The sequence below is a fragment of the Segeticoccus rhizosphaerae genome, from assembly GCF_005222685.1.
Lineage (GTDB): Bacteria > Actinomycetota > Actinomycetes > Actinomycetales > Dermatophilaceae > Segeticoccus > Segeticoccus rhizosphaerae.
Genome location: NZ_SWMA01000001.1, coordinates 265,037 through 290,713 on the forward strand (window position 1 = coordinate 265,037; position 25,677 = coordinate 290,713).

General features: G+C 70.6%; 22 protein-coding genes, 1 pseudogene and 1 riboswitch. Of the genes and pseudogenes, 12 read left to right on the top strand and 11 right to left on the bottom strand.

Annotated elements, in window-relative coordinates; all coding sequences use genetic code 11:
- The first annotated feature begins 73 nt into the window (after window positions 1-73).
- From FCN22_RS01205 to FCN22_RS01230, 6 genes are all read left to right on the top strand, one after another.
- Entirely contained in the window at window positions 74-1,291 is a 1,218-nt protein-coding gene (locus tag FCN22_RS01205) for an allantoate amidohydrolase (RefSeq protein ID WP_238384436.1), read from the top strand.
- Window positions 1,288-2,628 (top strand): formimidoylglutamate deiminase, encoded by a 1,341-nt coding sequence (locus FCN22_RS01210; RefSeq protein WP_137119698.1) that lies wholly within the window; start codon window positions 1,288-1,290, stop codon window positions 2,626-2,628. The genes FCN22_RS01205 and FCN22_RS01210 overlap by 4 nt, the downstream gene beginning before the upstream one ends.
- Complete coding sequence (gene hutI / locus FCN22_RS01215; protein ID WP_137119699.1) at window positions 2,625-3,812, top strand: imidazolonepropionase; 1,188 nt, start codon at window positions 2,625-2,627, stop codon at window positions 3,810-3,812. Before FCN22_RS01210 ends, hutI begins: the two co-directional genes overlap by 4 nt.
- Window positions 3,813-3,816: 4 nt before the next feature.
- Window positions 3,817-4,374 (top strand): HutD/Ves family protein, encoded by a 558-nt coding sequence (locus tag FCN22_RS01220; RefSeq protein WP_202911329.1) that lies wholly within the window; start codon window positions 3,817-3,819, stop codon window positions 4,372-4,374.
- Window positions 4,375-4,434: 60 nt separating this feature from the next.
- Window positions 4,435-4,902, top strand: coding sequence for a nitroreductase family deazaflavin-dependent oxidoreductase (locus FCN22_RS01225; RefSeq protein ID WP_137119700.1), 468 nt, complete (start codon window positions 4,435-4,437; stop codon window positions 4,900-4,902).
- Between the two features lie 174 nt (window positions 4,903-5,076).
- Entirely contained in the window at window positions 5,077-5,379 is a 303-nt protein-coding gene (locus tag FCN22_RS01230) for a DUF4333 domain-containing protein (RefSeq protein ID WP_137119701.1), read from the top strand.
- 102 nt (window positions 5,380-5,481) lie between these two features.
- Here the strand turns inward: FCN22_RS01230 and FCN22_RS21530 are convergent, their stop codons facing one another.
- The 4 genes from FCN22_RS21530 to pdhA all read right to left on the bottom strand — a co-directional run bounded on the left by FCN22_RS21530 (window position 5,482) and on the right by pdhA (window position 9,448).
- On the bottom strand, window positions 5,482-5,730 hold the full coding sequence (locus tag FCN22_RS21530; RefSeq protein ID WP_162308095.1) for a hypothetical protein: 249 nt from the start codon (window positions 5,728-5,730) through the stop codon (window positions 5,482-5,484).
- A 178-nt stretch (window positions 5,731-5,908) separates the two neighbouring features.
- On the bottom strand, window positions 5,909-7,252 hold the full coding sequence (locus FCN22_RS01240; protein WP_137119703.1) for a dihydrolipoamide acetyltransferase family protein: 1,344 nt from the start codon (window positions 7,250-7,252) through the stop codon (window positions 5,909-5,911).
- Window positions 7,253-7,277: 25 nt separating this feature from the next.
- Window positions 7,278-8,300, bottom strand: a complete 1,023-nt coding sequence (locus FCN22_RS01245; protein WP_137119704.1) for an alpha-ketoacid dehydrogenase subunit beta — start codon at window positions 8,298-8,300, stop codon at window positions 7,278-7,280.
- Window positions 8,297-9,448, bottom strand: coding sequence for a pyruvate dehydrogenase (acetyl-transferring) E1 component subunit alpha (pdhA, locus tag FCN22_RS01250; RefSeq protein ID WP_137119705.1), 1,152 nt, complete (start codon window positions 9,446-9,448; stop codon window positions 8,297-8,299). Before pdhA ends, FCN22_RS01245 begins: the two co-directional genes overlap by 4 nt.
- 137 nt (window positions 9,449-9,585) lie before the next feature.
- Between pdhA and FCN22_RS01255 the strand changes: the two genes are divergently transcribed.
- Window positions 9,586-10,095, top strand: a complete 510-nt coding sequence (locus FCN22_RS01255) for an Lrp/AsnC family transcriptional regulator (protein ID WP_137119706.1) — start codon at window positions 9,586-9,588, stop codon at window positions 10,093-10,095.
- Between the two features lie 63 nt (window positions 10,096-10,158).
- On the opposite strand, the gene FCN22_RS01260 is transcribed toward FCN22_RS01255, so the two are convergent.
- Window positions 10,159-10,464, bottom strand: coding sequence for a DUF4235 domain-containing protein (locus tag FCN22_RS01260; protein WP_137119707.1), 306 nt, complete (start codon window positions 10,462-10,464; stop codon window positions 10,159-10,161).
- Between the two features lie 94 nt (window positions 10,465-10,558).
- A riboswitch (TPP riboswitch) is annotated at window positions 10,559-10,664 on the top strand.
- 59 nt (window positions 10,665-10,723) lie between these two features.
- Here FCN22_RS01260 and FCN22_RS01265 point away from each other — a divergent pair.
- From FCN22_RS01265 to FCN22_RS01275, 3 genes are read left to right on the top strand one after another with little or no spacing between them, the layout of a single operon-like run.
- The gene (locus tag FCN22_RS01265; RefSeq protein WP_137119708.1) at window positions 10,724-11,842 is read left to right on the top strand and encodes a thiamine ABC transporter substrate-binding protein; all 1,119 of its coding nucleotides are present in this window, start codon (window positions 10,724-10,726) and stop codon (window positions 11,840-11,842) included.
- A 2-nt stretch (window positions 11,843-11,844) separates the two neighbouring features.
- The gene (locus tag FCN22_RS01270; protein WP_338016626.1) at window positions 11,845-13,500 is read left to right on the top strand and encodes an ABC transporter permease; all 1,656 of its coding nucleotides are present in this window, start codon (window positions 11,845-11,847) and stop codon (window positions 13,498-13,500) included.
- Window positions 13,500-14,582 (top strand): ABC transporter ATP-binding protein, encoded by a 1,083-nt coding sequence (locus FCN22_RS01275; RefSeq protein ID WP_238384437.1) that lies wholly within the window; start codon window positions 13,500-13,502, stop codon window positions 14,580-14,582. The genes FCN22_RS01270 and FCN22_RS01275 overlap by 1 nt, the downstream gene beginning before the upstream one ends.
- 103 nt (window positions 14,583-14,685) lie before the next feature.
- Here the strand turns inward: FCN22_RS01275 and FCN22_RS01280 are convergent, their stop codons facing one another.
- The gene (locus tag FCN22_RS01280; protein ID WP_137119709.1) at window positions 14,686-17,994 is read right to left on the bottom strand and encodes a DEAD/DEAH box helicase; all 3,309 of its coding nucleotides are present in this window, start codon (window positions 17,992-17,994) and stop codon (window positions 14,686-14,688) included.
- Between the two features lie 195 nt (window positions 17,995-18,189).
- On the opposite strand from FCN22_RS01280, the gene FCN22_RS01285 reads away from it, so the two are divergent.
- Entirely contained in the window at window positions 18,190-18,639 is a 450-nt protein-coding gene (locus FCN22_RS01285) for a hypothetical protein (RefSeq protein WP_137119710.1), read from the top strand.
- Window positions 18,640-18,645: 6 nt separating this feature from the next.
- Here the strand turns inward: FCN22_RS01285 and glsA are convergent, their stop codons facing one another.
- The 4 genes and pseudogenes from glsA to FCN22_RS01305 all read right to left on the bottom strand — a co-directional run.
- Window positions 18,646-19,992, bottom strand: a complete 1,347-nt coding sequence (glsA, locus tag FCN22_RS01290) for a glutaminase A (protein WP_238384438.1) — start codon at window positions 19,990-19,992, stop codon at window positions 18,646-18,648.
- Between the two features lie 40 nt (window positions 19,993-20,032).
- The gene (locus FCN22_RS01295) at window positions 20,033-20,830 is read right to left on the bottom strand and encodes a thioesterase family protein (protein ID WP_137119711.1); all 798 of its coding nucleotides are present in this window, start codon (window positions 20,828-20,830) and stop codon (window positions 20,033-20,035) included.
- 118 nt (window positions 20,831-20,948) lie between these two features.
- Entirely contained in the window at window positions 20,949-22,442 is a 1,494-nt protein-coding gene (locus tag FCN22_RS01300) for a catalase (protein WP_137119712.1), read from the bottom strand.
- Window positions 22,443-22,560: 118 nt separating this feature from the next.
- Window positions 22,561-22,974 (bottom strand): annotated as a pseudogene (locus tag FCN22_RS01305) (Fur family transcriptional regulator); the annotation flags it as partial.
- 245 nt (window positions 22,975-23,219) lie between these two features.
- Between FCN22_RS01305 and FCN22_RS01310 the strand changes: the two are divergent.
- On the top strand, window positions 23,220-25,145 hold the full coding sequence (locus tag FCN22_RS01310) for an N-acetylmuramoyl-L-alanine amidase (RefSeq protein WP_137119714.1): 1,926 nt from the start codon (window positions 23,220-23,222) through the stop codon (window positions 25,143-25,145).
- 149 nt (window positions 25,146-25,294) lie between these two features.
- Here FCN22_RS01310 and FCN22_RS01315 read toward each other — a convergent pair whose 3' ends face one another.
- On the bottom strand, window positions 25,295-25,651 hold the full coding sequence (locus FCN22_RS01315) for a DUF488 domain-containing protein (protein ID WP_137119715.1): 357 nt from the start codon (window positions 25,649-25,651) through the stop codon (window positions 25,295-25,297).
- Window positions 25,652-25,677: the final 26 nt, after the last annotated feature.

Sequence of the window (25,677 nt, forward strand, 5' to 3'; positions counted from 1 at the left end):
TGACACACCCCACGAAGACCACCCCACGAAGTCCTCACTCGTGCCTCACTCGGTACTTCGCGGGGGCCCCGGAATGAGCATCGACACCTCCGAATTCGACGCGATGTGGTCGGCGATCGGTCGCATCGGGCGTGACAAGTCCTCCGGCGGCTACCACCGGTTCGCGTGGACCCGCGAGGACCACGACCTTCGCGAGTGGTTCGCGGGTGAGTGCGCGAAGCGCGGGCTCGACCTGACCACCGACCGGATGGGCAACCAGTGGGCCTGGTGGGGCGACCCCGACGCCGCACTCGTCGCCGGCCGGCCGGGCGTCGTCATCGGATCGCACCTCGACTCGGTGCCCGACGGCGGCGCGTTCGACGGACCGCTCGGCGTGGTCAGCTCACTCGCCGTCATCGACCTGCTGCGGGCCGAGGACTTCCAGCCGTCCCGGCCGATCGGGGTGGTGAACTTCGTCGACGAGGAGGGCGCGCGGTTCGGCATCGCCTGCGCCGGATCCCGAGTGATCACGGGGGTCCTCGACGCCGATCGGGCGCGCTCGCTGACCGACGTCGACGGGGTGACCATGGCCGAGGCGCTGCGGGCCGCCGGCCGCGATCCCGAGCAGCTCGGCCCCGACGAGGAGACGGCCCGGCGGATCGGGGCATTCGTCGAGCTGCACGTCGAGCAGGGCCGTGGCCTGGTCGACCTCGGCCAACCGGTGGCGATCGCGACGGACATCTGGCCGCACGGCCGCTGGCGGTTCGACTTCCCGGGACAGGCCAACCACGCGGGCACCACGCGACTGGCCGATCGCCAGGACGCGATGCTCGGCTACGCCGACACCGTCCTCGCGGCACGGTCGGTGGCCGAGCAACGGGGCTGCGTGGCCACCGTCGGCAAGGTGCACGTCGAGCCGGGGGGCGTGAACGCCATACCCAGCCACGTCACGGGCTGGCTCGACGCCCGCGGGCCGGTCGAGGACGAGGTGCGCCGCACCATCGACGACCTCACCACCCGTGCCCAGCAGCACGGCGCGACGGTGCGCGAGGAGTCCTGGACCCCGACGACGCGCTTCGACGAGGAGCTCGCGGGGCGGCTGACCGGCGTGCTCGGTGACGACGTGCCGCTGCTCGGCACCGGCGCCGGCCATGACGCCGGCATCCTCGCCACCCACGGTGTGCCGACCGCGATGCTCTTCGTCCGGAATCCAACCGGCATCTCCCACTCGCCGGAGGAGTTCGCCGAGCGCGACGACTGCCACGCGGGTGTCGAGGCGCTGGCCAAGGTCGTCGAGGACCTCGCCCGATGAGGTGGCACGCGGCATACGCCTGGCTCCCGGGGGGCGTAGCACGCGACGTGACCTTCGAGGTCGAGGACGGGCGCTTCGTCTCCGTCACACCAGGCACCGATCCCGGTGGCGCCGAGCCGCTGCCCGGTGTCGCCCTGCCCGGCCTGGCCAACGCGCACAGCCACGCCTTCCACCGGGCGCTGCGCGGCCGCACCCATGACGGCGGCGGCACCTTCTGGACGTGGCGCGAGCGGATGTATGCCGTGGCGCGGCAACTCGATCCGGAGTCCTACCTCGCGCTCGCCCGGGCGACGTACGCCGAGATGGCGCTGGCCGGGATCACCTGCGTGGGCGAGTTCCACTACGTGCACCACCAGCCGGACGGCGCCGACTACGACGACCCCAACGCCATGGGAGAGTCGCTGCGCAGGGCGGCCGCCGAGGCGGGGATCCGGCTCACCCTGCTGGACACCTGCTACCTCGCGGGCGGGCTCAGCCCAGACGGGCACACCCCGTTGAACGTCGACCAGCAGCGGTTCGGGGACGGGGACGCGAGGGCCTGGGCGTCCCGGGTAGCGGCTCTCGACGACGACGCGAACACCCGCATCGGCGCGGCGATCCACTCGGTGCGTGCCGTGCCACGTGACCAGCTGGCGCCGGTGGTCGAGGCCGCCCGCGGCCGACCGCTGCACGTCCACCTCTCCGAGCAGCCGGCGGAGAACGAGGCCAGCCAGGCGTTCTACGGGCTCACCCCCACCGCGCTGCTGCGGGCAGAGGGCGTGCTCGGCCCGATGACGAGCGCCGTGCACGCGACCCACCTGACCCACGCGGACATCGCGGCCCTCGGAGGCACCCGCACCACCGCGTGCTTCTGCCCCACCACAGAACGCGACCTCGCCGACGGGATCGGGCCGGCCCGTGCCCTGGCCGACGTGGGCGCTCCGCTGTCGCTGGGCTCCGACCAGCACGCCGTGATCGACCTCCTCGAGGAGGCCCGTGCGCTCGAGATGCACGAGCGGTTGAACACGTTGCAACGTGGGAGGTTCCAGCCGTCCGCGCTCCTCGCCGCCGCCACCAACCACGCCAGCCTCGGCTGGGCCGACGCGGGGCGCCTCGAGGCGGGGGCCCGCGCGGACCTTGTCGCCGTGCGGCTCGACTCGCCGCGCACCGCCGGGTCCGCGCCCGAGCAGGTGCTGCTCTCGGCCACCGCGCCCGATGTCGACACGGTCGTGGTCGACGGGCGTGTGGTCGTCACCGGGGGGCGGCACGTCCTCGGTGACGTGGGAGCGTTGCTGCAGGACTCCATCGCACCGTTGTGGCGCACCGCCACCCCGACAGACGCAGGGAGAGACTCGTGACCACCACCCTCATCACCGGCATCGCCGAGCTCGTCACCAACGACCCGACCCTCGACGGGGCGGACCACTCGGAGGGACTCGGGCTGTTGCGAGACGCCGCGGTCGTCGTCGAGGACGGCACGGTCGAGTGGGTCGGGCACGGGGCGGACGCGCCGGACGCCGACCAGCGGGTGGACGTGGAGGGCCGCTCCGTCGTGCCAGGGTTCGTCGACAGCCACTCCCACCTGGTCTTTGCCGGTGACCGCTCGGCGGAGTTCGCGGCGCGGATGACCGGCACGGCATACGACGGAGGCGGCATCGCCAACTCCGTGGACGCGACCCGGGCCGCCTCCGACGAGCAGCTGCGCGCGCTCGTGGCCAGGCGGGTCGACGAGATGCGTGCGCAGGGGACCACCACCGTCGAGATCAAGAGCGGCTACGGGCTCACGGTGGACGACGAGGCCCGGGCCCTGCGCATTGCGGGCGAGTTCACCTCCGAGACCACGTTTCTCGGCGGCCACGTGGTGCCGCAGGAGTATGCCGACCGCCGGGAGGACTACGTCGAGCTCGTCAGCGGCGAGATGCTTCGGGCGTGTGCTCCGCACGCGAAGTGGGTGGACGTCTTCTGTGAGCCGAACAGCGCGCACGCGTTCACCGGTGAGGAGTCCCGGACGATCCTCGAAGCGGGGCGCGAGGCCGGGCTCCTGCTGCGGGTGCACGGCAACCAGCTCGGCCACGGCCCGGGCGTGCAGCTCGCCGTCGAGCTCGGCGCGGCCAGCATCGACCACTGCACCTACCTGTCCGACGACGACGTCGAGGCCCTCGCAGGAGCGGCCGACACCACCGTGGCCACGCTGCTGCCCGGAGTCGAGTTCTCCACGAAGTCGCCCTACCCCGACGCGCGAGCCCTGGTGGACGCGGGCGTGACCATCGCGCTGGCGTGCGACTGCAACCCCGGCACGTGCTACTCCTCGTCGGTTCCCTTCGTCATCGCGCTGGCGGTGCGCGAGATGGGGCTGACGCCGGCGGAGGCACTTCGAGCCGTGACCTATGGCAGCGCGCAGTCGTTGGAGCGCAACGACATCGGCCGGATCATGGTCGGGGGAAGTGGGGACCTCACGCTGCTCGACGCACCCTCCTACCTCCATCTGCCCTACCGTCCCGGCGTGCCGATCGCCCGCGCCCTCGAGCTGCCGGGGCAGTGACGTGGTGCGCGTGCTGCACTTCGCCGACCTCGTCGAGTCGCCCTGGCGCAACGGCGGCGGCCTCACCCGCGAGGTCGCGACGGCACCGGTCCAGGAGGCGGGGGAGTTCGACTGGCGGGTGAGCATCGCGGACGTCGACCGATCTGGTGCGTTCTCCGCGTTCCCCGGCGTCGACCGGGTGATCACCCTGCTCGAGGGCGACGGGATGGTGCTCACCGTCGACGGCGTCGAACGCACCCTGCGCCCTCACGAACCCTTCGCGTTCGCCGGCGAGAGCGACACGTCGTGTCGGCTGCCGGGCGGACCGACCCGCGACCTCAACGTGATGACCCGCCGGGGCAGGACGACCGGCGAGCTGACGGTCCGCGAGCTGGCAGGGGAGCCCGTCGAGCTGACCGGGCACGCCGTGGCTGTCGTCCTCGACGGGTCGCTCCGCCTCCAGGAGCCCGAAGCCGTCCCGCGCCCGCTGGCCCAGTTCGACTCGGTCGTGCTCGGGGACGGCGGACAGGCGCGATTGCGGGGGCGTGGCCGGGTGGCGCTGGTCCGGATCACCGCGTCCTGACCGGGCTCGGTGCCCACGAACGACGGCCATGCGCGCCGCTGCTCGGCGTATCCTCGAGCGATGAACCGGGCACTCGAGGCCGCCTTGAAGGCGCCGGTCGTGATGTATGACGTGGGACTGGGACGCGTGGTCGGGCATCGTTTCCTCCTGCTCACCCATCGCGGTCGCAAGAGCGGACTGGTCCACCGCACCATGCTCGAGGTCCTGCGCTGGGAGCCGGGCTCGCGCACGGCATACGTCATCTCCGGTCTTGGTCGCGGCAGCCAGTGGCTGAAGAACCTCCAGGCCGGTCAGGGTCTCGAGGTGCGGTGTGGCGGCGACCGGTTCGTGCCCACGCACCGGTTGCTGACCACGGACGAGGCGGCCGTCGTGCTGGAGGACTACGAGCGTGCGCACGGCCTCGCGGCCCGGCTCATCCCGGGGGTGCTGAACCGCCTTGCCGACGTCGACTACGACGGCACCGACGCGAGCCGGCGCCGCGTCGTCGAGCAGCTCCCGATCCTCACGCTGACGCCTGCTCTCCACTGACCGGTCCGGCCGGTGAGCCGAACCGCGGCCTCCTCGACCGCGGTTCCCCGCTCCACCGGGACGCCCTACGATGACCGGCGGAACCTTTCCTCGTCGGCGTGGGTCAGAGGGGGAAACCAGCACACGCTTCGGGCAGCGACCGCCGCCTGCTTGCCTGCCCAATGGGAGGGACACATGAAGAACGTCACGCGCAAGATCTCGGCGGCCGCAGCCGCACTGCTGACCGTGGGACTCGTCGCCGGTTGTGGGGGCAAGGTGCCGAAGGACGACGTCCAGACGCAGATCTCGAGCGCGCTGTCGAAGCAGGGGGTCAAGGTGGACAAGGTCGAGTGCCCCGAGGACCTCAAGGGCGAGGTCGACGCCCAGATGACGTGCACGGCCACCGCGGACGGCAAGGAGCAGGACTACAAGGTCAGGGTGACCAAGGTCGAGGACAGCAAGGCCTATTTCAGCGTCCTGCCGGTCGAGAGCAAGTAGGCCTGCGGCTCCCTCGAGGCCGCCCGCAAGCAAACGGCCCACGCGTCGCCCCTCCCCCGGAGGAGGACGACGCGGGGGCCGTTTCGGTGTCGCCCGGTCAGGTCAGCAGAGCCGGGAGTGGAAGCCGAACTGGCGGACCTGTGCGTCCCTGATCTCGTCCCGCGAGAGGTGCTCGGGGACGTTGGTCGGGGGCAGCGGCTTCGAGAAGCCGGTCACCGGGCGGGGCTGGAACACCCGACGGAGAGCCTGGCGCAGGCGGCTGGAGCCAGAGTGGCCGCCGTGGCGGCTGGTGGTGGTCGCGATGGGGCGGACGGTGGTCTCGGGGTGGCGGCGGGTGGCGGTGGTGCTCATGGCGGCGGTTCCTCACTGGTGCGCTATATCGCGTTATATCGCGTGTGCAGAGGACACGTTATAACGCGATATAGCGTGTGGCAACCTTTTTTGCGAACGCGTTCGCGCCACACGCGGCTGCGCCCGTGGCCGCGTGGGCCAGGGCGCTCGGCTCGCTGTGCGGGACTACCGCCTGAGCTCAGAGCTCGGCGAGCAGCGTGGTCGGCGCCTCGACACAGTCGGCGACGAAACGCAGGAAGCCGCCGGCGACGCCACCGTCACACACCCGGTGGTCGAAGGTGAACGACAGCTGGGTCACCTTGCGCAGGGCCAGCGTGCCCTCGTGCGCCCACGGCTTGTCCGTGATGCGGCCGATGCCGAGCATGGCCGCCTCGGGGTGGTTGATGATCGGTGTCGAGCCGTCCACCCCGAAGACGCCGTAGTTGTTGAGCGTGAAGGTGCCACCGCTGAGCTCCGCGGGGGAGAGCGTGCCCTCCCGGGCGCGCTCGGTGAGGTCCCGCAGAGCCGCGGCCAACTCAGAGGTCGAGCGCTCGTGCGCATCGTGGATCACGGGCACGACCAGGCCTCGAGGGGACTGCGCCGCAAAGCCCAGGTGGATTCGCCCGTGCCGGACGATCTCCGCGCGGTCGACGTCGACCGACGCGTTGAGGTCGGGGTAGCGGCTCAGCCCGGCAATCGTGATGCGGGCCACCAGTGCGAGCACGCCGATCCCCGCCTCCGGGCGCAGCGCCCGCAGCGCGTCCTTGGCATCCATCAGCCCGGTGGCGTCCACGTCGACCCACGTGGTCGCGTCGGGGATCTCCCGCCGGCTCGTGGTCAGCTTGTCGGCGATGGTCTTGCGTATGCCGCGCAACGGGATCCGCAGATCGTCTCCGGTCGCGCGGGGCGCGCCTGCCCTGGTGTTGGCGCGCACTGCGTCCTCGACCTGGGAGCGTCGGACGATCCCCCCGGGCGCGGCGTCGGCGAGTGCGGCGAGCTCGACACCGTGCTCGCGAGCCAGCCTGCGGACGATCGGCGAGATGACGCGCACCGCACCGGGCTGTGCGGGGACCCGACCACCGTTCGGTGCGCCCGGCGCCTCGGACACGGTTGCGGCAGAGCCGGACCCGGCCGCTGCCGGAGTGCGCCTGCCGCGTCGCCTTCGGCGCGGCCCCTCGGCCGTGCCGTAGCCGACGAGCACCGCACCGGAGCCGGCCTGCTCCTCCTCGCGGTACTGCCCGGCGCCGGCGAGCTCGTCTGCAACCGGCTCGTCGGCCGTGGGCGGCTGCGGGCTGGCGGTGGCGTCGCCGGCCACGCTGATCAGCGGCTTGCCGACCTCGACCACGTCGCCCACCGCGCCGTGCAGCGTGTGGACGGTCCCGGCATACGGGCAAGGCACCTCGACCGTCGCCTTCGCCGTCTCGACGACCACGACGTGTTGGTCGACCACGACCTCGTCGCCCTCGGCGACCTGCCACTCGATGATCTCCGCTTCGGTCAGCCCCTCGCCGAGGTCCGGTAGCCGGAAGACCTGCTCGCTCACGCCGGGGCCCTCTTCCTGGGGTGGGTCATGCAGCTCCTCCTCGTGCGCTGTCGAGCCAGCGGGTGTCCGGCTCGTCGTCCCACTGCAGCCGGGCGACGGTGTCCAGGACCCGATCGACCCCGGGTAGGTAGGTGTGCTCGAGTTTCGGTGCGGGGTAAGGGATGTCCAGTCCGCTCACTCGGAGCACCGGCGCGGCGAGCGAGTGGAAGCAGCGCTCCTGCACCCGGGCCGTGACCTCGGCTCCCACGCCCGCGAACCCGTGCGACTCGGTGACCACGACACAGCGCCCGGTGCGCCGCACCGAACGCGTGACCGTGTCGTCGTCGAACGGCGTGATCGTCCGCAGGTCAACCACCTCGACGTCCCAGCCCTCCTCGCGAGCTGCCTCGGCGGCCTTGAGCGCGACCGGCACCGAGGGTCCGTAGGCGATCAGCGTCACGTCGGTGCCTTCCCGCCGCACGGCTGCGCGGCCGAACGGGAGGGGCCGGCCCGGCGTCTGCACCTCGCCCTTGGCCCAGTAGAGCGCCTTGGGTTCCATGAAGACCACCGGATCGGGGTCCTCGATCGCCTGTCGCAGCAAGCCGTAGGCGTCGGCGGGGGTGGACGGGCTGACCACCTTCAGGCCCGGGGTGTGCGCGTAGTAGGCCTCGCTCGAGTCGCTGTGGTGCTCCACGCCACCGATGCCTCCGGCGTAGGGGAAGCGGATGACCATCGGGAGCTGCACGGCACCAGCGGTGCGGTTGCGCATCTTCGCGACGTGGGACACGACCTGCTCGAACGCGGGGTAGCCGAACGCGTCGAACTGCATCTCCACGACCGGACGGAAGCCGGCCATGCACATGCCGACGGCGAACCCGACGATGCCCGATTCCGCCAGGGGGGTGTCGAAGCAGCGCTCCTCGCCGAAGTCGCGGGTCAACCCGTCGGTGATGCGGAAGACGCCGCCGAGGGTGCCGACGTCCTCCCCGAAGACGACGACGTCGTCGTCCTGCGTGATGGCGTCCCGCAGTGCGGTGTTGAGCGCCTGCGCCATCGTCAGGGTGGTCATTCCTGCTCCTCCTGCTCGGCGGCGATCTCCTGCGCGACCATGTCGCGCTGCTCGACCAACTCGGGGGTCGGCTCGGCGAAGACGTTGTCGAACAACGACATCGGGTCGACCTGGGGGTCGGCGTTCATCCGGTCGCGCAAGGCCGTGGCAAACGCCTCGGCCTCGGCGGTGACCTCCTCGACCCGGGCGTCGTCGACCAGGCCCTCCGAGCGCAACCAGGCCTCGAGCCGTGCGATCGGGTCGCGGGTCAACCAGTCGGTGACCTCGTCGGCCTCGCGATAGCGGGTCGCGTCGTCGGCGTTGGTGTGCGCGTCGAGCCGGTAGGTGTGCGCCTCGATGAGGAAGGGACCTCCGCCGTCGCGTGCGCGCTGCACGGCGTGATTCACCACGGCGAGCACCGCCATCGCGTCGTTGCCGTCGACCTGCTCGGACGGCACACCGTAGCCGATTCCCTTGTAGGCCAGCGACGGTGCCTTGGTCTGTTTCGAGAGCGGCACGCTGATGGCGTACTTGTTGTTCTGCACGAAGAACACGACCGGCGCATTGAAGACGGCGGCGAAGTTGAGTGCCTCGTGGAAGTCGCCCTCGCTGGTCGCGCCGTCGCCGATGAACCCGAGGGCCACCGTGTCCCGTCCCCGTCGGGCCTCGCCGTGCGCGACGCCGGCCGCGTGGATCAACTGGGTGGCGAGCGGGGTGCACTGCGCCGCGGTGTGGCGGGCGATGGGGTCGTAGCCGCAGTGGGCGTCGCCGCGCAGCAGGGTCAGGGTCTCGACGGGGTCGATGTCGCGCGTGATCAGCGCGACCGAGTCGCGGTAGGTGGGGAACACCCAGTCGTCGGGACGCAGCGCCATGACGGCTCCGACCTGGCAGGCCTCCTGTCCGCGGGAGGAGGGGTAGACCGCCAGCCGCCCCTGCTTGGTCAGCGCCGTCGACTGCACGTCGAAGCGTCGACCGACCACCATCCGCCGCCACGTCTCGACCAGCTGCTCGGCGGTGGGTTGCGCATAACCGCGCCCACCCTCACCACCGGGCACCCGGCGCCCGGTCGCGTCCACGAACTGCACCGGCTCCGGGCACGGGAGCAGGCTGGCCACCAGCCCGGCAGCGTGAGGATCGGTGGTGTGGGTCGATTCCTTCTGGGCCGTCATCGAGGACCAACCTCCGGGACGTGGGCACGGTTCAGCGCGCGCGGCAGGACGCCGCCCGAGCTGCCATCGTCCCTCCCGCGAGATGGTTGACACAAGAACAGCCAAGAAGCCAAGACGTTTGGTTGAATGGAAGCGTGATGGACGACAAGACGTCTCAGCCAACTCCCCGCCCGGCCCCCACGTCCGGACATCCGGCCCGGCCCCTGGACGAGGCGGATCGACAGATGGTGGCCGAGCTGGCGAGGGACGGGCGCCTCTCGGTGCGCGCCCTGGCGGAGCGCCTGCACATCTCGCGTGCCAACACCTACGCCCGCCTCGAGCGACTGCGCACCGACGGCGTGATCACCGGCTTCACGGCCCGGATCAGCGCCGAACGCGCCGGCCTGGCCACCTCGGCCTACGTCAGCGTCTCCATCGAGCAGAACGCCTGGCGCGACGTGTCAGCGCGGCTGCGCGAACTGCCCTTCGTCGACCACATCGCCTTGGTCGGCGCGGAGTTCGACGCCCTGGTGCAGGTGCGCGCACCCGACAACGCCGCCCTGCGGGACGTGGTGCTCGAGCAGATCCAAGGAGTCCCGGGGGTCAAGGCGACCCGCACATGGCTGGTCTTCGAGGAGTTCGACGGGCGGGGCGCCGACTGGTCCTGAGTCCCGTTGCCGCAGCTCCTTCGCGGAGGAGCCGCGGCGGTGTCGGCGCCGCCCGGTGCTCCCTCAGACCGTCGGCTGGGCGTTGGACTTGTCGATCTTCTTCTGCAGGTCCTTGGGCAGGTGGCCGGCGGACCTGTTGTAGAAGTCGGCGGCCTTCTTGGTCGTCAGCAGGCGCGCGAGTCCGACCACGGCGCCGGAGAACATGGCGAAGGCCAGCGCTTCCTTCCACTCCACCTCAGGGTCCTCCGGGTTGGCCGGTGGCTCGTTGCCGGTGGCCACCTTCCAACCGGTCACGGTGACCTTTCTCGCGAGGATCCCGGCGAGGATCGCGCCCCCCGTGCCCAGCACCTTCCAGACCAGTGAACCCACGGCATACCTCCCAGAGTCGGATGTGCTTCTCGCACCTGAGCCTGCCACGGCGAAGGCCGGGGAGCCAGTTGATGGGAACGGTCTACACTGTTCAGCAGAACGACAGGGGAGCGCCATGAAGCGCTGAGAGTGCGGACCGACCGCAGACCCTCGAACCTGATCCGGTTAGTACCGGTGGAGGAAGTCGAGTCTCGAACCCCACGAAGGACCGGAGCCCCGGCCTGCGTGGGGAACCCCTCCTTGAAGCACAGGAGGATGCATGAACCCCATCAACCACCGGGTGTCGCTGGCGCTGGCCGGCACACTCACGCTCGCGCTGTCCGCCTGCTCGCTCTCGAGCGGCGAACCGTCGTCGTCACCGGCCTCGACCGCGGCGGGCTCCACCCAGGGCACGCCGTCCTCGGGGCACGCCAAGGGCACCGTGGTGCTCGTGACCCACGACTCCTTCGTGGCGCCGAAGAAGACACTCGAAGCGTTCACCAAGCAGACTGGCTACCAGGTCGAGGTGCGCAAGAACGGTGACGCCGGCGAGCTGACCAACAAGCTGGTGCTGACCAAGGACTCGCCGCTCGGTGACGCCGTCTTCGGCATCGACAACACGTTCGCGTCGCGCGCGGTGGACGCGGGTGTCCTCTCCGACCACACGCCGACGAACCCGCCGGCCGGGATGGCCCCGTTCGCACTGCCCGACCCGAAGGCGGCGAGGCAGCTGACGCCGGTCGACTACGGCGACGTGTGCGTCAACATCGACGACCGGTGGTTTGCCAAGAAGGGCATCAACCCGCCGAAGACGCTGGACGACCTGACCAAGCCGGCTTACAAGAACCTCTTCGTCACGCCGGGTGCCGCCACGTCCTCACCGGGCCTGGCGTTCCTGCTCGCCACGATCGGCAAGTACGGCGAGCAGGGGTGGCAGGACTACTGGAAGAAGCTGATGGCCAACGGGACCAGGATCACCCAGGGCTGGTCCGACGCCTACTCGGTCGACTTCTCCGGCGGCGAGGGCAAGGGCAGTCGCCCCATCGTGCTGTCGTATGCGTCGTCGCCGCCGTTCACGATCCCGAAGGGCGGTGACAAGCCGACCACCAGTGCCCTGCTCGACACCTGCTTCCGCCAGATCGAGTATGCCGGGGTCCTCAAGGGCGCGAAGAACCCCGCCGGCGCGGCCGCGCTGGTCGACTTCCTCGTGAGCCCGACATTCCAGAAGACGGTCCCCGACAACATGTACGTCTACCCCGTCAACGACTCGGTGAGCCTCCCGCCGCTGTGGGCCAAGTGGGCCAAGGTCGCGAAGCACCCCTTCACGGTCGCACCGAAGAAGATCGCCAAGGACCGTCGGGCCTGGCTCGAGCAGTGGTCAGAGATCGCCACCGGCTGACCTTGAGCCGTTCTGGATGGGGCGCCAAGGCCGGCCTGGTGGGGCTGGCGCTGGTGCCGGTCGTCTTCCTCGCCATCTTCTTCGTCCTGCCGGTCGCGGGCATGGTCGGGCGCGGCCTCCAGAGCGATGGCGCCTGGGACCTGGGCGGCATCGGTGAGGTGCTCGGCCGTGGCCGCACGCTGCGCATCCTGTGGTTCACCCTGTGGATGGCATTGGCCGGCACCGCCTTCACCACCGTGCTGGGCCTGCCGGTCGCCTACACGCTCTACCGGCTGTCGCTCCCCGGCCGCCGCCTGCTGCGGGCACTGGTGGTCATGCCGTTCGTGCTGCCGACCGTGGTGGTCGGGGTCGCCTTCCGCACCCTGCTGGCGGCCGGGGGACCGCTCGGTTTCCTCGGCCTGGACGGCAGCTGGGCCGCGATCCTCGCCGCGCTCGTCTTCTTCAACCTGGCGGTGGTGGTCCGCACGGTGGGCGGAGTCTGGGAGGGTTTGGACCCGCGGGCCGAGGAGTCGGCGGCGGCCCTCGGCGCCTCGCCCTGGCGGGTGTTCCGCACGGTCACGCTGCCGGCGTTGACCCCGGCCATCACCTCGGCTGCCACCATCGTGTTCCTCTTCTGCTCCACCGCCTTCGGGGTGGTGTTGACGCTCGGGGGGCTGCGCTACGGCACGATCGAGACCGAGATCTACATCCTCACCACGCAGTTCCTTGACCTGAGGGCTGCGGCGGTGCTGTCCATCGTGCAACTCCTCGCCGTGGTCGCCATCCTCTTCGTGGCAGGGGCGGCTCGCACCCACCGCGAACGAGCGATGCCGCGGACCTCCCTGCTCAGTGGGCTGCGCCGTCCACACCGGGGCGACCTGACGGCACTGGCGCTGACCGGCTTGGTGCTGGTGTTCGTCGCGTTGCCCCTCGTGACCCTCGTCGCCCGTTCGCTCCAGGTGGGCGACGGCTGGGGCCTGGCGAACTACCGCAACCTCGGCACCACGGGGTCGGGAGACGCACTGGTGGTGCCGGTCTGGACCGCGCTGGACAACTCGTGGCGCACCGCCGTGGACGCCACCCTCATCGCCGTCGTCCTCGGGCTCATCGTGTCGATCATCGTGTCGCGCCGGGCGCGCTCCGCATGGGGCAGGCGCGTGATCGCGACGATGGACGGTGTCTTCATGGTGCCGCTCGGGATCTCCGCAGTGACAGTCGGTTTCGGCTTCCTCATCACCTTGAACCGGCCGCCTCTCGACCTGCGTACCTCCGCGGTGCTGGTCCCCATCGCGCAGGCCATGGTGGCGCTGCCGCTGGTGGTCCGCACCCTGGTGCCGGTGCTCCGCTCGATCGACGACCGGCTGCGTCAGGCCGCGGCGGCGCTGGGCGCGTCGCCGCTGCGTGCGGTGCTCACCGTGGACGTCCCGATCGTATGGCGGCCGCTGCTGGCCGCGACCGGGTTCGCCTTCGCCGTGTCCCTGGGGGAGTTCGGCGCGACCAGCTTCCTGGCGCGGCCGGACCGGCCGACTCTGCCGGTCGTCATCTACGGCCTCATCTCCCGCCCGGGCGCGGAGAACTTCGGGATGGCGCTCGCCGCCTCGGTCATCCTCAGCGCCGTGACGGTCGCGCTGATGGGCCTGGTCGAGAGGCTGCGCGTCGGATCGATGGGATCCTTCTGATGATGGCCACCTCGGAGACGGAGCGAGACGGACTCGTGGTCCGTGACGCGAGCGTGCGCTTCGGCACGACCAGCGCGGTCGACCACGTCCACCTCGCACTGCGGTCCGGGGACGTCCTCGCAGTCCTCGGACCGTCGGGCTGCGGCAAGTCCACCCTGTTGCGGGCCATCGCCGGCCTCGAGGTCCTCGACTCCGGCAGCGTCGTCTTCGACGGGCAGGACCTGGCGGGAGTGCCGACGTACAGGCGTGGCTTCGCCCTGATGTTCCAGGACGGGCAGCTCTTCACCCACCAGTCGGTGGCCGGCAACGTCGGCTACGCCTTGCGGTTGCAGGGGATCGGCCGGTCCCGGCTGCGCAGGCGCGTGCGCGAGCTACTCGAGCTGGTCGGGCTGCCCGGATACGAAGATCGCAGGCCCGCGACGCTGTCCGGTGGCGAGCAGCAACGGGTCGCCCTCGCGCGCTCCCTGGCGGCCGAACCCCGGCTGTTGCTCCTCGACGAACCGTTGTCGGCGCTGGACCGGTCGCTGCGGGAGCGCCTCGCGAACGACCTGCGCCGGATCCTCACCGAGACCAAGACGACGACCCTGCTCGTGACCCACGACCACGACGAGGCCTTCACCGTGGCCGACCGGATGGCCGTGATGCGCGCCGGCCAGCTGGTGCAGGACGGGCCGACGGTCGAGGTCTGGCGCAACCCGGCGGACGCGGACGTGGCGCGGTTCCTCGGCTACGCGACAGTGCTGACCGGACCGGCCGCCATACGCCTGCTGTCACTGTCCGGCGGACGCCGCAGCGCTGGGCCGGATCCCGCCCAACCACAGGTGAACACGCCGGATGCCGGGACGTCTGAGGGCCTGCAGGTTGCCGTCCGGAGGTCCGCGGTGAGGGTCGACCCGGCAGGTGAGCTCGGGGGCGTCGTGGAGTCGGTCTCGGCGGCCCGCGACACCATGCGGATCACCGTCGAGGTGGAGGGGCTCGGGGCCCTGGCGGGAGTGGCCGGCCTCGACGAACGGTTCGAGACCGGCCAGCGGGTCCGCCTGACCGTCGACCCGGCCGGGCTGGCCGTCCTCCCGCCCCGCTGACCCGCCTTCCCGGCTGCCTTTGCTCCCTTCAAACCGGTTTCGAGCGCGGCCGGAGCGGTCTCAACTGAGCAAAGCGCGTCGGGCCAACCCGGCATGCGGGCAGTCAGTGCTCGAACAGGCCCTTGATGTCGTCGGCCGACAGGGGCGCGGCGAGCAGCGGGTCGCCGTCCATGACCTGGGTGAACAGGCCCATCTTGCGCGCCTTGAGGTCCATGACCTTCTCCTCGATCGTCTCGGTGGAGACGAGGCGATAGACCATGACCGTGCGCTCCTGGCCGATCCGGTGCGCACGGTCGACGGCCTGCGCCTCGGCGGCGGGGTTCCACCACGGGTCCATGACGAAGCAGTAGTCGGCCTCGGTGAGGTTGAGCCCGAAGCCGCCCGCCTTGAGGCTGATCAGGAACACCGGCGCCTCACCCGACTTGAAGCCCTCGATCACCTCGCCGCGGTGCCGGGTGGAGCCGTCGAGGTAGGCGTAGGCGATCCCCTCCGCTTCGAGCCGTCGCCGCACGAGCCCGAGGAAGCCGGTGAACTGGCTGAAGACCAGGGCGCGGTGCCCCTCGCTGACGACCTCCTCGAGCTGTTCGAGCAGCGCATCCACCTTGCTCGAGCGCACACCGACGTAGTCCTGGTCGATCAGCTCGGGAGCCAGGGCGAGCTGTCGCAACAGGGTGAGCGACCGGAAGATCGCGAAGCGGTTCCCCGCCATGTCGTCGATCAGGCCGAGGATCTTGGCCCGCTCGCGCTGCAGGTGGGTCTGGTAGATCCGCCGGTGGTGCGCGTTGAGCGGGACCTCGAGGACCTGCTCCTGCTTGGGCGGCAGCTCGGCGACGACCTGCTCCTTGCGCCGTCGCCGCATCAGGGGGCGGATCCGCCGGCGCAGGGTGTCCAGCCGGTCAGGGTCGGTGCCACGCTCGATCGGCCGGGCGAACAGGTCGGTGAAACGTTGCGGGTTGGGGAAGAGCCCCGGCGCCGTGACCGACAACAGCGACCACAGCTCCATCAGGTTGTTCTCGAGCGGCGTGCCCGTGATCGCCAGCTTGAACGGCGCCGGCAACCGGCGCGCGCACTGGTGGACCTTGGACTGGTGGTTCTTGACGAACTGCGCCTCGTCGAGGATCAGGGCGCCCCACGGCAGCTCGGCGTAGGCGTCGTAGTCGAGCCGCAACAGCGCGTATGACGTGACGACCACCTGCGCGTCGCCGACGTGCTCCGCCAGGCTGGTGCGGCGCTTGCGCGACGTCTCGGTCACCGTCGCCACCCGCAGGGTCGGTGCGAACCGGGCGGCCTCGTGGGCCCAGCCCGAGACCACGCTCGTCGGTGCCACCACGAGGAAGGGCGACGGCGGCTTCTCCGACTCGAAGGCGCGCAGCGCCATCGCCAGCGTCTGCACCGTCTTGCCCAGGCCCATGTCGTCGGCGAGGATGCCGCCGAGCTCGTGGTCGTGCAGGAAGCTCAGCCAGTGGTAGCCCTCGCGCTGGTAGGGACGCAGCTCCGCCTCCAGACCTGCTGGGTCCGGTGGTGGGGCGACCTGGTCGATCTCGAGCAGCCCCTGCACGGTGCCGTCCCACCGACGACTCTGCGAGTCGACCACCCCGAGGGCGACCAGCTCCTCCCAGAACCCGGCCTGGTAGCTGCTGATCCGCAGCCCGTCGGACTCGCGGTCCTGCAGCTCGCGGGCTTCCTCGATCAGCTCGCGCAGCTGCTGCAGCTCGGGCCGGTCGATCCGCAACCAGGTGCCGCTGTCCAGCAGCAGGTGGCTCTCGCCGCGGGCCAGCGCGGTGAACAGGGGCACCAACGGCATCTGCTCACCGTCGACCGTGACCATCACGCCGAGGTCGAACCAGTCGGCGTCGTCCCGGGAGTCGGTGGTCGACACCGAGATCAGTGGCGCCGAGTCGGTGAAGCGGTAGTCCTGCGGTGTGCCGACGACCTCCACCAGCAGGTCGTCTCGCTCCTGCAGAGCCGGGAGCACGTCCTCGGTGAAGACCGCGGTGTTGAGCCCGCTGAGTCGGACCCGTGGCACGAGGGTCGGCTGGCCGGTCACGTTGGTGACCAGCTGCGGCAGCCGGTCGGAGGGCAGGTCCAGTCCGTCGAGCAGGGCCTGTTCGGTCTTCCGGTCACGGGCAGCGATCGCCTTGGCCGGACCGTGCAGCGGGACCCGCGCGACGTCCTCGCCCACGGTGTAGGCGAACTCCCAGTCGAGGCTGACGTGGTGGTCCTCCGCGTAGGTGGCGGTCAGGGCGAGCCGAGGCGGCCGGATCTCGGGCAGCTGCACGGTCTCGTCCGACGACGCCACCCGCAGCGCCTGCCGCAGTGCCGGGTAGTACTTCTGCAGGAACCGCCCCAGGTCGGAGGCGGGGATGTCGATGCGGCGCCCGTCATAGAGCAACCGGGAGACCTCGCCGGTGGCCGGACGGTCGAGCCGGCAGAGCAGCAGGGCGCCCGGGCTGACCAGCCGTCCGGCGCCCAGCTCGTCCGAGCCCTCCACGAAGAACCCGTGGGCGGGACGCCCCATGAACTGCACCGCGCCGGCGGCCAGGACCGCACCCTCCAGCGTGACGACCGGCTCGACGACGGTGTCGCCGTCGGGCCGACGCCGCAGGTCGAGCGACGCTTGGGCGGGGCCGGCAGCGACCGCGACGCCACCGCGGGCCGACTTGGCGCCCACGAGGGTGATCCCCGCCTCGCGCAGCTGGTCGAGCATGGGCCACAGCGACGGTCCGAGCTCGTCGAGGTAGATCGCCTGCCCGCCCGCGGCGTACTGGTGCCGCTGGGTGCGGGCCTGGTGGGCGAAGAAGAACTCGCTCAGCGCGTCGACGTGGGCGGGGTTGGTGGACTGGCGGGTGTAGCCGTAGCCGAGGTCGCGCCACGAGACCCCCGTCCGGATCCAGGTGCCGCGGGCGCCCTGCATCACGGGGTCGAGCTTGAGCCGGCGCGGCATCCGCGCGGCGTCTGCGGCGCTGAAGCGGTGTGAAGCCGGTCGTCGGGGCGAGACCACTTCGAACTGCAGCCCGAGGGGCACCCCCTGACGCTCCGGCTCGGCCTGCGCCTCGACGATGCCCGCGAACGGCAGCTCCCAGGACCCGGCGCCGTCCGCACCGCCCGCGCGGGTGGCCGACTCCCGCGCGGTCAGCAGCACCGCCACGACGTGCTTGCAGTTGACGCTCATCGGGCACGTGCACCGACCCTGGAAGCTGGCCGGACCGACGGTGTCCTGACCCGTGACGAGCACGGAGTAGGCCTCGCGGGCACTCCCCCGGACCGTGGCGAACAGGGTCCCTCCACCGCCCTTGGTGAGCTGCTCGACGCGTCCCTCTCGCGAGTAGGCGGTGCCCCGCTGGAAGGCCCCGGAGCCCGCGACGGCGGTGATCGCCTCGTCGCTCAGCCCGTCCAGCCATCCGTGGTCCACTCTCACGAGCCTAAGGCCGGTCACGGACAGCCCGCGCACCCTGTCCACAGACCTCCCGACGCGTCCTGGCCGGATGGATCTCGTCGATGGCGCCGACTCCGTCAGGAATCGAGAAGCCTCCGGGAGGCGGCAGACCTAGTCTGCTTCGTGACGGCCGGCAACCGCCGGGCCAGACCACCGAGGAGGAACGCGACCATGCCAGCGAAGAAGACTCAGACCGAGTCCGGCGGCTTCAGCGCCGCAGAACGCTCAGCGATGAAGGAGCGCGCGGCCGAGCTGCGTGCCGAGGGCAGGGCGGGCGCCAAGAAGGCCGATGGGCTGCAGGCGGTGCTCGACGCCATCGAGAAGATGACGCCTGAGGACCGCGTGGTCGCCGAGCGCGTGCATGTGGTGGTGACCTCCAACGCTGCCGAGCTGTCGCCGAAGACGTGGTACGGGATGCCCGCCTACGCGAACGCGGACGGGAAGGTGGTCTTCTGTTTCAAGAACTCCGGCAAGTTCGGCCTTCGCTACTCGACGCTGGAGTTCCAGGAGGCTGCGCACCTCGATGACGGAGAGATCTGGCCGGTCTCGTTCGCGCTCCACCGGTGGAGCCCCGTGGTGGAGAAGAAGGTCGTCGAGCTCGTGCGGGCCGCCGTCTCCTGACGGATGTCAGGCCTGACCGCCGGCGACGGCGGCCCAGGCCTCCTCCGCGCTGGTGAACTCGGCATCCGCGGACCGTAGCAGGTGACGCGCCAGAGCGTCGGTGACGAAGACGGTCACGCCGCTGGCCCGCAGTCCGGCGAGCCGGGCGTCGAGCAGCTGGGCCGAGACACCGTTGACCCTGGTCACGTGACTGAGGTCGAGCAGGAGCCAGGTGCCGACCTCCCGGATGCCGGTCTCGATGGTGAGGTCGTCGAGCGCGGTCTCGGCCGCAGCGAACTCGATCTCGCCCTGCAGCCGGCGCAGGTGCACCACGGGTTCGCGGCTGCCCGGTGTGACCGGGGTGAACGGATCGGTCGCGGACAGGTCCTCGGACCGGAACACCACGGGTGCGGACAGGCCGGTGTCATGCACGAAGTGCAGCTCGAAGCGCTCGGACAGGTCCTGCAGGGCGGCGCCACCGCGCACCGAGTTGCCGCGCACGTCGAGGCGGGGGCTGAAGGCGCCGATCCCGAACTGCGCGGGACTGGCCGCCGCCAGGCACCCTGAAACACCGCTCTTGGCGGGTAGTCCCACACGCAGCAACCACTCGCCCGCGTAGTCGTACATGCCGCACGTCGCCATGACGGTGAGGACGTGCTCGGCCACGCGGGGTTCGACCACGCGCTCGCCGGTGCGCGGGTTGGTGCCGCCCGCGGCGAGGGTCGCGGCCATCACCGCCAGGTCACACGCGGTCACCACGAGCGAGCACTGGCGGAAGTAGACCTCGACCGCCGCCTCGGCACTCGAGCGCAGTGATCCCGCCCCTCGCATGAGGTAGGCGAGCGCCCGGTTGCGGTCGCCCGTCTCCAGTTCGGAGGCGAAGGCCTCCTCGTCCATCTCCAGTGCTCTCCCGGCGAAGGCGGACAGGCAGCGGCGGATCCGGTCGAACTTCTCCGCGGGGTCACCCGGGACCAGTGACGAGGTGACGATGGCCCCCGCGTTGACCATCGGGTTGTCGGGCCGGCCGGTGCCCTCCTCGAGGCTGATCGCGTTGAATGCCTCTCCGCTCGGCTCGGCGCCGACGTTGTGCAGCACCTCGTCGAGCCCGAGCTCGGAGAGCGCCAGAGCGAAGACGAAGGGCTTGGAGACCGATTGGATCGAGAAGGGTGCCTCGGCGTCACCGGACCGGTAGAGGTTGCCGTTCATGCTGGCCAGGGCGAGCCCGAACTGGTCGGGGTCGACCAACGACAGCGTGGGGATGTAGGTCGGGATCTCGCCACCGCGCGCACCGACGTGACGGGCGTGGACCTCGTCGAGGGCCGCCGTCACCGGATCGGTGCTCGGCGCGGAGACCATGCTCGCCTCGGACGTCACGCGCTCGCTCCCTTCCCGGGCGGGATGCCGCTCGTGCCGCTCAGCGCTGCAGCGGCCGGACGGTCAGGATCTGCTCGGACCTGCCCACCGGGCCGAGTCGGTCGTGCAACACCGCCGAGGTGACACCGACACCACTGTCACCGAAGACGACGGTCGTGTCGAAGCCCACCCACCCCGGCTCGGGCGTGCGGAACAGGTGGATGGACAGGTCGGTGTTGGGAAACATCCACTCGGACGGGTGGACGCGGGTGCTCACGCCGTTGGCCGTGTCCACCAGGCCGACGAAGGCTGCAAGGGGTGTGGACCGGACGCCCTCCACGAGCGGGTGCTGTGTGCGCAGCCAGGTCTGTGCCCGGCCCGGCTGGGCACCTGGCACCTGGCGGCCCTCGAGGGATCCGATGAAGCCACCGCTCCAGCGAGATGTCCCGTCCCACGGCGGTAACGAGTCCGCTCCCGGCAATGGCTCGCCCACGCCACCCGCGACCGCGCTGGTGTCCTGCCGCGACAGCCGCCACGCGTTCGCCCGCACGACCTGGCGCTCGCCGATGGTCATCGTGGCCTCGAGCAGCTCGATGGTGCGCCCCGGGCGGATGGTCCGCACCTCGATCTGCAGCGGCTCCGCGGCGATGAACCCATAGATCTCGAAGGTGATCCGGGCGAGCTGGAGGTCGTCCCGCGGCGCGTGCCGCTCGAGCTCGTGGGCGATCAGGCCGGAGACCGGCCCCATGTGCTGCTCCTTCTCGGACCAGACGCCCTGCACCAGCCGGGTCGGCTGGTAGCGGCCCTCGCCGAGGGGGAGGTAGTAGCTGTCGCCGTCGGGCGGAACGGAGGTCGTCACGTCGACAGCCTAGACAGCACGGCCCGGGCCCCGCGCTCGTGGAGGGCCGTCACGCAGGTATGCCGTCCGCTCGGGTGAGCGGACGGCATACCTGCGCTGTGGCTGGGACGGGCTGGAGTCAGCCCTCGCCCATGCCCTCGGCCGGCTCGGAGGCCGCGTCGGCGCGGACCTTCTCCTCGATCCGCTTGCCGATGCCCTCGTCGACGTTCTTCCAGTACTGGAGCGCCCGCTCGAGCACCTCGCCGTGGACGCCACCGAGCAGGCTCCCACTGACCTGGTCGACCAGGCGGTCGCGCTGCGCCTCGTCGAAGACCTCACGCACCATGGTGCCCGGCTGGCCGAAGTCGTCGTCCTCGGCGTGCAGCTCGTAGGCGCTGCGTACCATCTCGCCGTCGGTCTCCCAGCCCTCCTCGACCGGGCCGGTCTGGTCGGCCCAGCTGCGCCCCTGGCTGTTGGGCGCGTAGACCGGTGCGGCGCCGCTGTTCTCGTAGCTCATCTGGCCGTCGAACATGTAGGTGTTGACATCCACGCCGTGCGGCCGGTTGACCGGCAGCTGGTGGAAGTTGGTGCCGATCCGGTTGCGCTGGGCGTCGTTGTAGGCGAACGCCCGGCCCAGCAGCATCTTGTCGGGGGACAGGCCGATGCCGGGCACGGTGTTGCCCGGGGAGAAGGCCGCCTGCTCGATGTCGCCGAAGAAGTTCTCCGGGTTCTTGTTGAGCGTCATCGTGCCGACCTTGATCAGCGGGTAGTCCCTGTGGGGCCAGACCTTGGTCAGGTCGAACGGGTTGAAGCGGTAGGTCTTCGCGTCCTCGTAGGGCATCACCTGCACCGAGAGGGTCCAGCTGGGGTGCTCGCCCCGCTTGATCGCCTCAAACAGGTCCCGGCGGTGGAAGTCGGCATCCTGGCCGGCCATCGCCGCGGCCTCGGCGTTGTTGAAGAACTCCATCCCCTGGTTGGTGTGGAAGTGGTACTTGACCCAGAACTTCTCGCCGGAGGCGTTGATCCACATGTAGGTGTGCGAGCCGTAGCCGTTCATGTGCCGCCAGGTGCGCGGCAGGCCGCGGTCGCCCATGACATAGGTGACCTGGTGGGCGGACTCGGGGTTGAGGGTCCAGAAGTCCCACTGCATGTGGTTGTCGCGCAGGCCGGAGTCGGGCAGCCGCTTCTGGCTGCGGATGAAGTGCGGGAACTTCATCGGGTCGCGCAGGAAGAAGATGGGCGTGTTGTTGCCGACCAGGTCGTAGTTGCCCTCGGATGTGTAGAACTTCATCGAGAACCCGCGGACGTCGCGCCAGGTGTCGGGACTGCCCATCTCGCCGGCGACGGTGGAGAACCGGATGAGCATGTCGGTCGAGACGCCCTTCTGGAAGAGCGCCGCCTTGGTGTACTGCGACACGTCCTCGCTCACCTCGAGCACACCGAAGGCGCCCGATCCCTTGGCGTGCGGCTGGCGCTCGGGCACCTTCTCCCGGTTGAAGTGCGCCATCTGCTCGAGGAAGTGCACGTCGTGCAGGAGGATCGGACCATTGCTGCCCAGGCTCAGCGAGTTGCGGTCGCTCGGAGCCGGAGCACCCGAGCCGGTGGTGGAGCCTGCCGCGTTGTCATTGCTCATGTGACTTCTCTCCTTGTGGTGAGGTGGTGTCGGACACGGATGACACGGATGACACTGATGACATTGATGACATTGATGACATTGATGACATTGATGACACGGATCTGCCGGAGCGCTTCTGACAGCGGGGGCACAGTCCCCAGTAGGTGACCTCGGCCTCGTCGATGACGAAACCGTGGGGGTCGTCGGCCTCCAGGCACGGCGTCTCATCGACGGCGCAGTCGACGTCGGCCATGGCGCCGCACACGCGGCACACGACGTGGTGGTGGTTGTCGCCGACGCGCGTCTCGTAGCGCGCCGGTGAGCCGGCCGGTTCGATCCGGCGCAGCAGGTTGGCTTCGGTCAACGCGGCCAGGACGTTGTAGACGGCCTGGGTCGACACCGAGCCGAGCCGGGCGCGGACCTCGCGCGCGATGGTGTCGGCATCCGCGTGGGGCGTGCCGCGCACTGCGTCCAGCACCGCGAGTCGCGGTCGGGTCACGCGCAGCGAGGCGCTGCGAAGCTGGACCTCCGGGGGTGCGGACGCGTTCATCTGACTACCCCATCACTGAGAATGGAATCAGTCAAGGGAGGGCGGGCAGCCGCTCGTCCGGGGTATCGCCGGTATCGCCGATCCTGACCGAATCATGACGATCCAGGGGTTGCCGGGTCTCGTGCGGCTCTGCCACGGTGGCGATGCGGACATTTCCGCCGCAGCGACACGTCCATACAAAAATTATTGACGTACAGGAACGGTGACGCGATCGACTCGGGCGGTCGCACCGGGAAGAGGTCGGAATGAAGAACGCGTTCTACAGGGCCGGCGCCCTGGTGGCCGGGGCGGGGCTGGTCGCCGCGCTCGCACCCACGGCGATGGCCGCGTCACAGCCGGACCGGGCGGTCGTCAGCGTCGACTGCGGGTGGGCGCAGCAGGGCACGGTCCGGCTGCAGGAGGCCTTCACCCTTTCCGCCGGCGCGAGCGGCGTGCCGGTCTCCCTGCTCAAGGCGGTCTCCTACATGGAGTCGCGCTGGGACGCCCATCCCGGCGAGGCCAGTGCCGACGGCGGCTACGGACCGATGAACCTGACGGCCCAGGCGACCGAGGCGTCAAACGGCAAGGGAGTGGGACCGGCCAGGACCGCCGAGTCCACCCAGACCGCACGCGTCGCGCAGCGGCTGACCGGCCTGCCGCTCGCGGCGATCAAGGGCGAGGCCGACGCCAACATCTGCGCCGGCGCCGCCGTCCTCGCCTCCTACCAGGAGGGCTCGAGCAGCGACGTCAACGACTGGTCCGGTGCCGTGGCGCGCTACGGCACCGCCGGGTCGCCCGGCAACAGCGACTCCTTCGCCAAGCAGGTCTACACGACCCTGCGCGAGGGCCAGAGCCGGGTCACGGCGGAGGGCGCGGCCGTCACTCTCAAGGCGCGCCCGAACGTGGCAGTGCCAACCGTGGCGCCCTCGGCGTCCCCGACGGACTGCCCCCGGACGCTCAGCTGCGAGTGGCTGCCCGCGCCCTATGAGAAGGACGACCCCAACGCGCCGGACGACACCGGCAGCTACGGCAACCACGACATCGCCGACCGCACCGGCAAGGGCGGGCCGAAGCTGAAGTACATCGTCATCCACGACACCGAGGCGACCTACGACCAGTCGATCAACCTCGTGCAGGACCCGACCTACCTCGGCTGGAACTACACGATCCGCTCCTCCGACGGCCATGTCGCGCAGCACATGGACGCCAAGGACGTCGGCTGGCACGCGGGCAACTGGTACGTCAACATGCACTCGATCGGCATCGAGCACGAGGGGAAGGCCGGCAACCCCGGCTGGTTCACCGAGGCGATGTACCAGAACTCCGCCTCCTTGGTGCGCTACCTCGGACTCGAGTACCAGATCCCGCTCGACCGAGCGCACGTCATCGGGCACGGGGAGGTCCCGGGGACGGTCTACGGCGCGACCAGGAACGTGCACTGGGACCCGGGCCCCTACTGGGACTGGGAGCACTACTTCGACCTGCTCAAGGAGCCGATCGGCGACCAGCAGCCGGCCACCACCAGGCTGAGCGCCGGTGACACGGTCATCGTCCGCCCGGGCTACGAGGGCAACGGCCACACCCTGACCCAGTGCGAGGAGCAGTCACCCGGGTCTGGTGACTGCGTGGCCGATGCGCCGACCAACTTCGCGGCGCTGCGCCAGGCACCGAGCGAGTCCGCCCCGCTGGTCAGCGACCCCGCGGTCCGGCCGGGCACGACCGAGGGCAGCACCGTGGTCTCCGACGTCAGCGCCCGTGCCACCGCCGGCGACAAGCTCGTCGTCGCCGAGGTCCGGGGCGACTGGGTCAAGGTCTGGTGGGCAGGTGGACCCGCCTGGGTGCACAACCCGAGCGACGACCCCATCCTGGTCAAGCGGGACGCCGCCACCGTGTCGGTGAAGGCCGGCGCGGAGTCGGCCCCGGTCTACGGGCGCGCCTACCCCGAGCCGGAGGCCTATCCGGAAACCATCGCCTACCAGCCGATCTCGCCACTGGAGTACACGATGAAGCCGGGGCAGTCGTATGCCGTCACGGACCTCACTCCCGTGACCGACTACTACCGGGCGTGGTCCTTCGACGGCTCCATCCCGGGCGACCGGACCGACGTCGTCGGACAGGACCGCTACTACCAGATCCAGCTCGCCCACCGGATGGTCTTCGTCCGGGCCGCCGACGTGGAGCTGCACCGCTGAGATGAGTGGATGAGGGGCTGCCGAGCCGGGTGTCCTGCAGGGTGGCCCAGGGGCCGGAGATCACAGGATCTCCGGCCCCTCGGTGCGTGCGCGCTGCGGTCGACCCCGCCCGGGCGTCGGCCTGCGTCGTGGGTCCCGCGGGGCGTCGGTCAGGAGGACTCGCCGAGCAGCGTCGCCAGGACCGTGGCCTGGCTGATGTCGACCGCCTTGCTCGCGGTCAGCAACGTCAGGTCACCCTCGCGGGCCGACTCGCGGAGCCGGTCGAGGCCGCCGCGGGCGTCGCCGCTCTCGAGTTCCTTGCGGTAGCGCTTGGTGAACTCGTCGAACTTGTCCGGGTCGTGGCCGTACCACTTGCGCAGCTCGGTCGAGGGCGCGACGTCCTTGGCCCAGTCGTCGAGCTGCGCGTCCTCCTTCTTGACCCCACGGGGCCACACGCGGTCGACGAGGACGCGTGCACCGTCCTCAGGTGAGCGGTCGTCATACACCCTTTTCACCCGGATGCTCATGCGTTCCTCCTGTCGTGGCTCCTCGG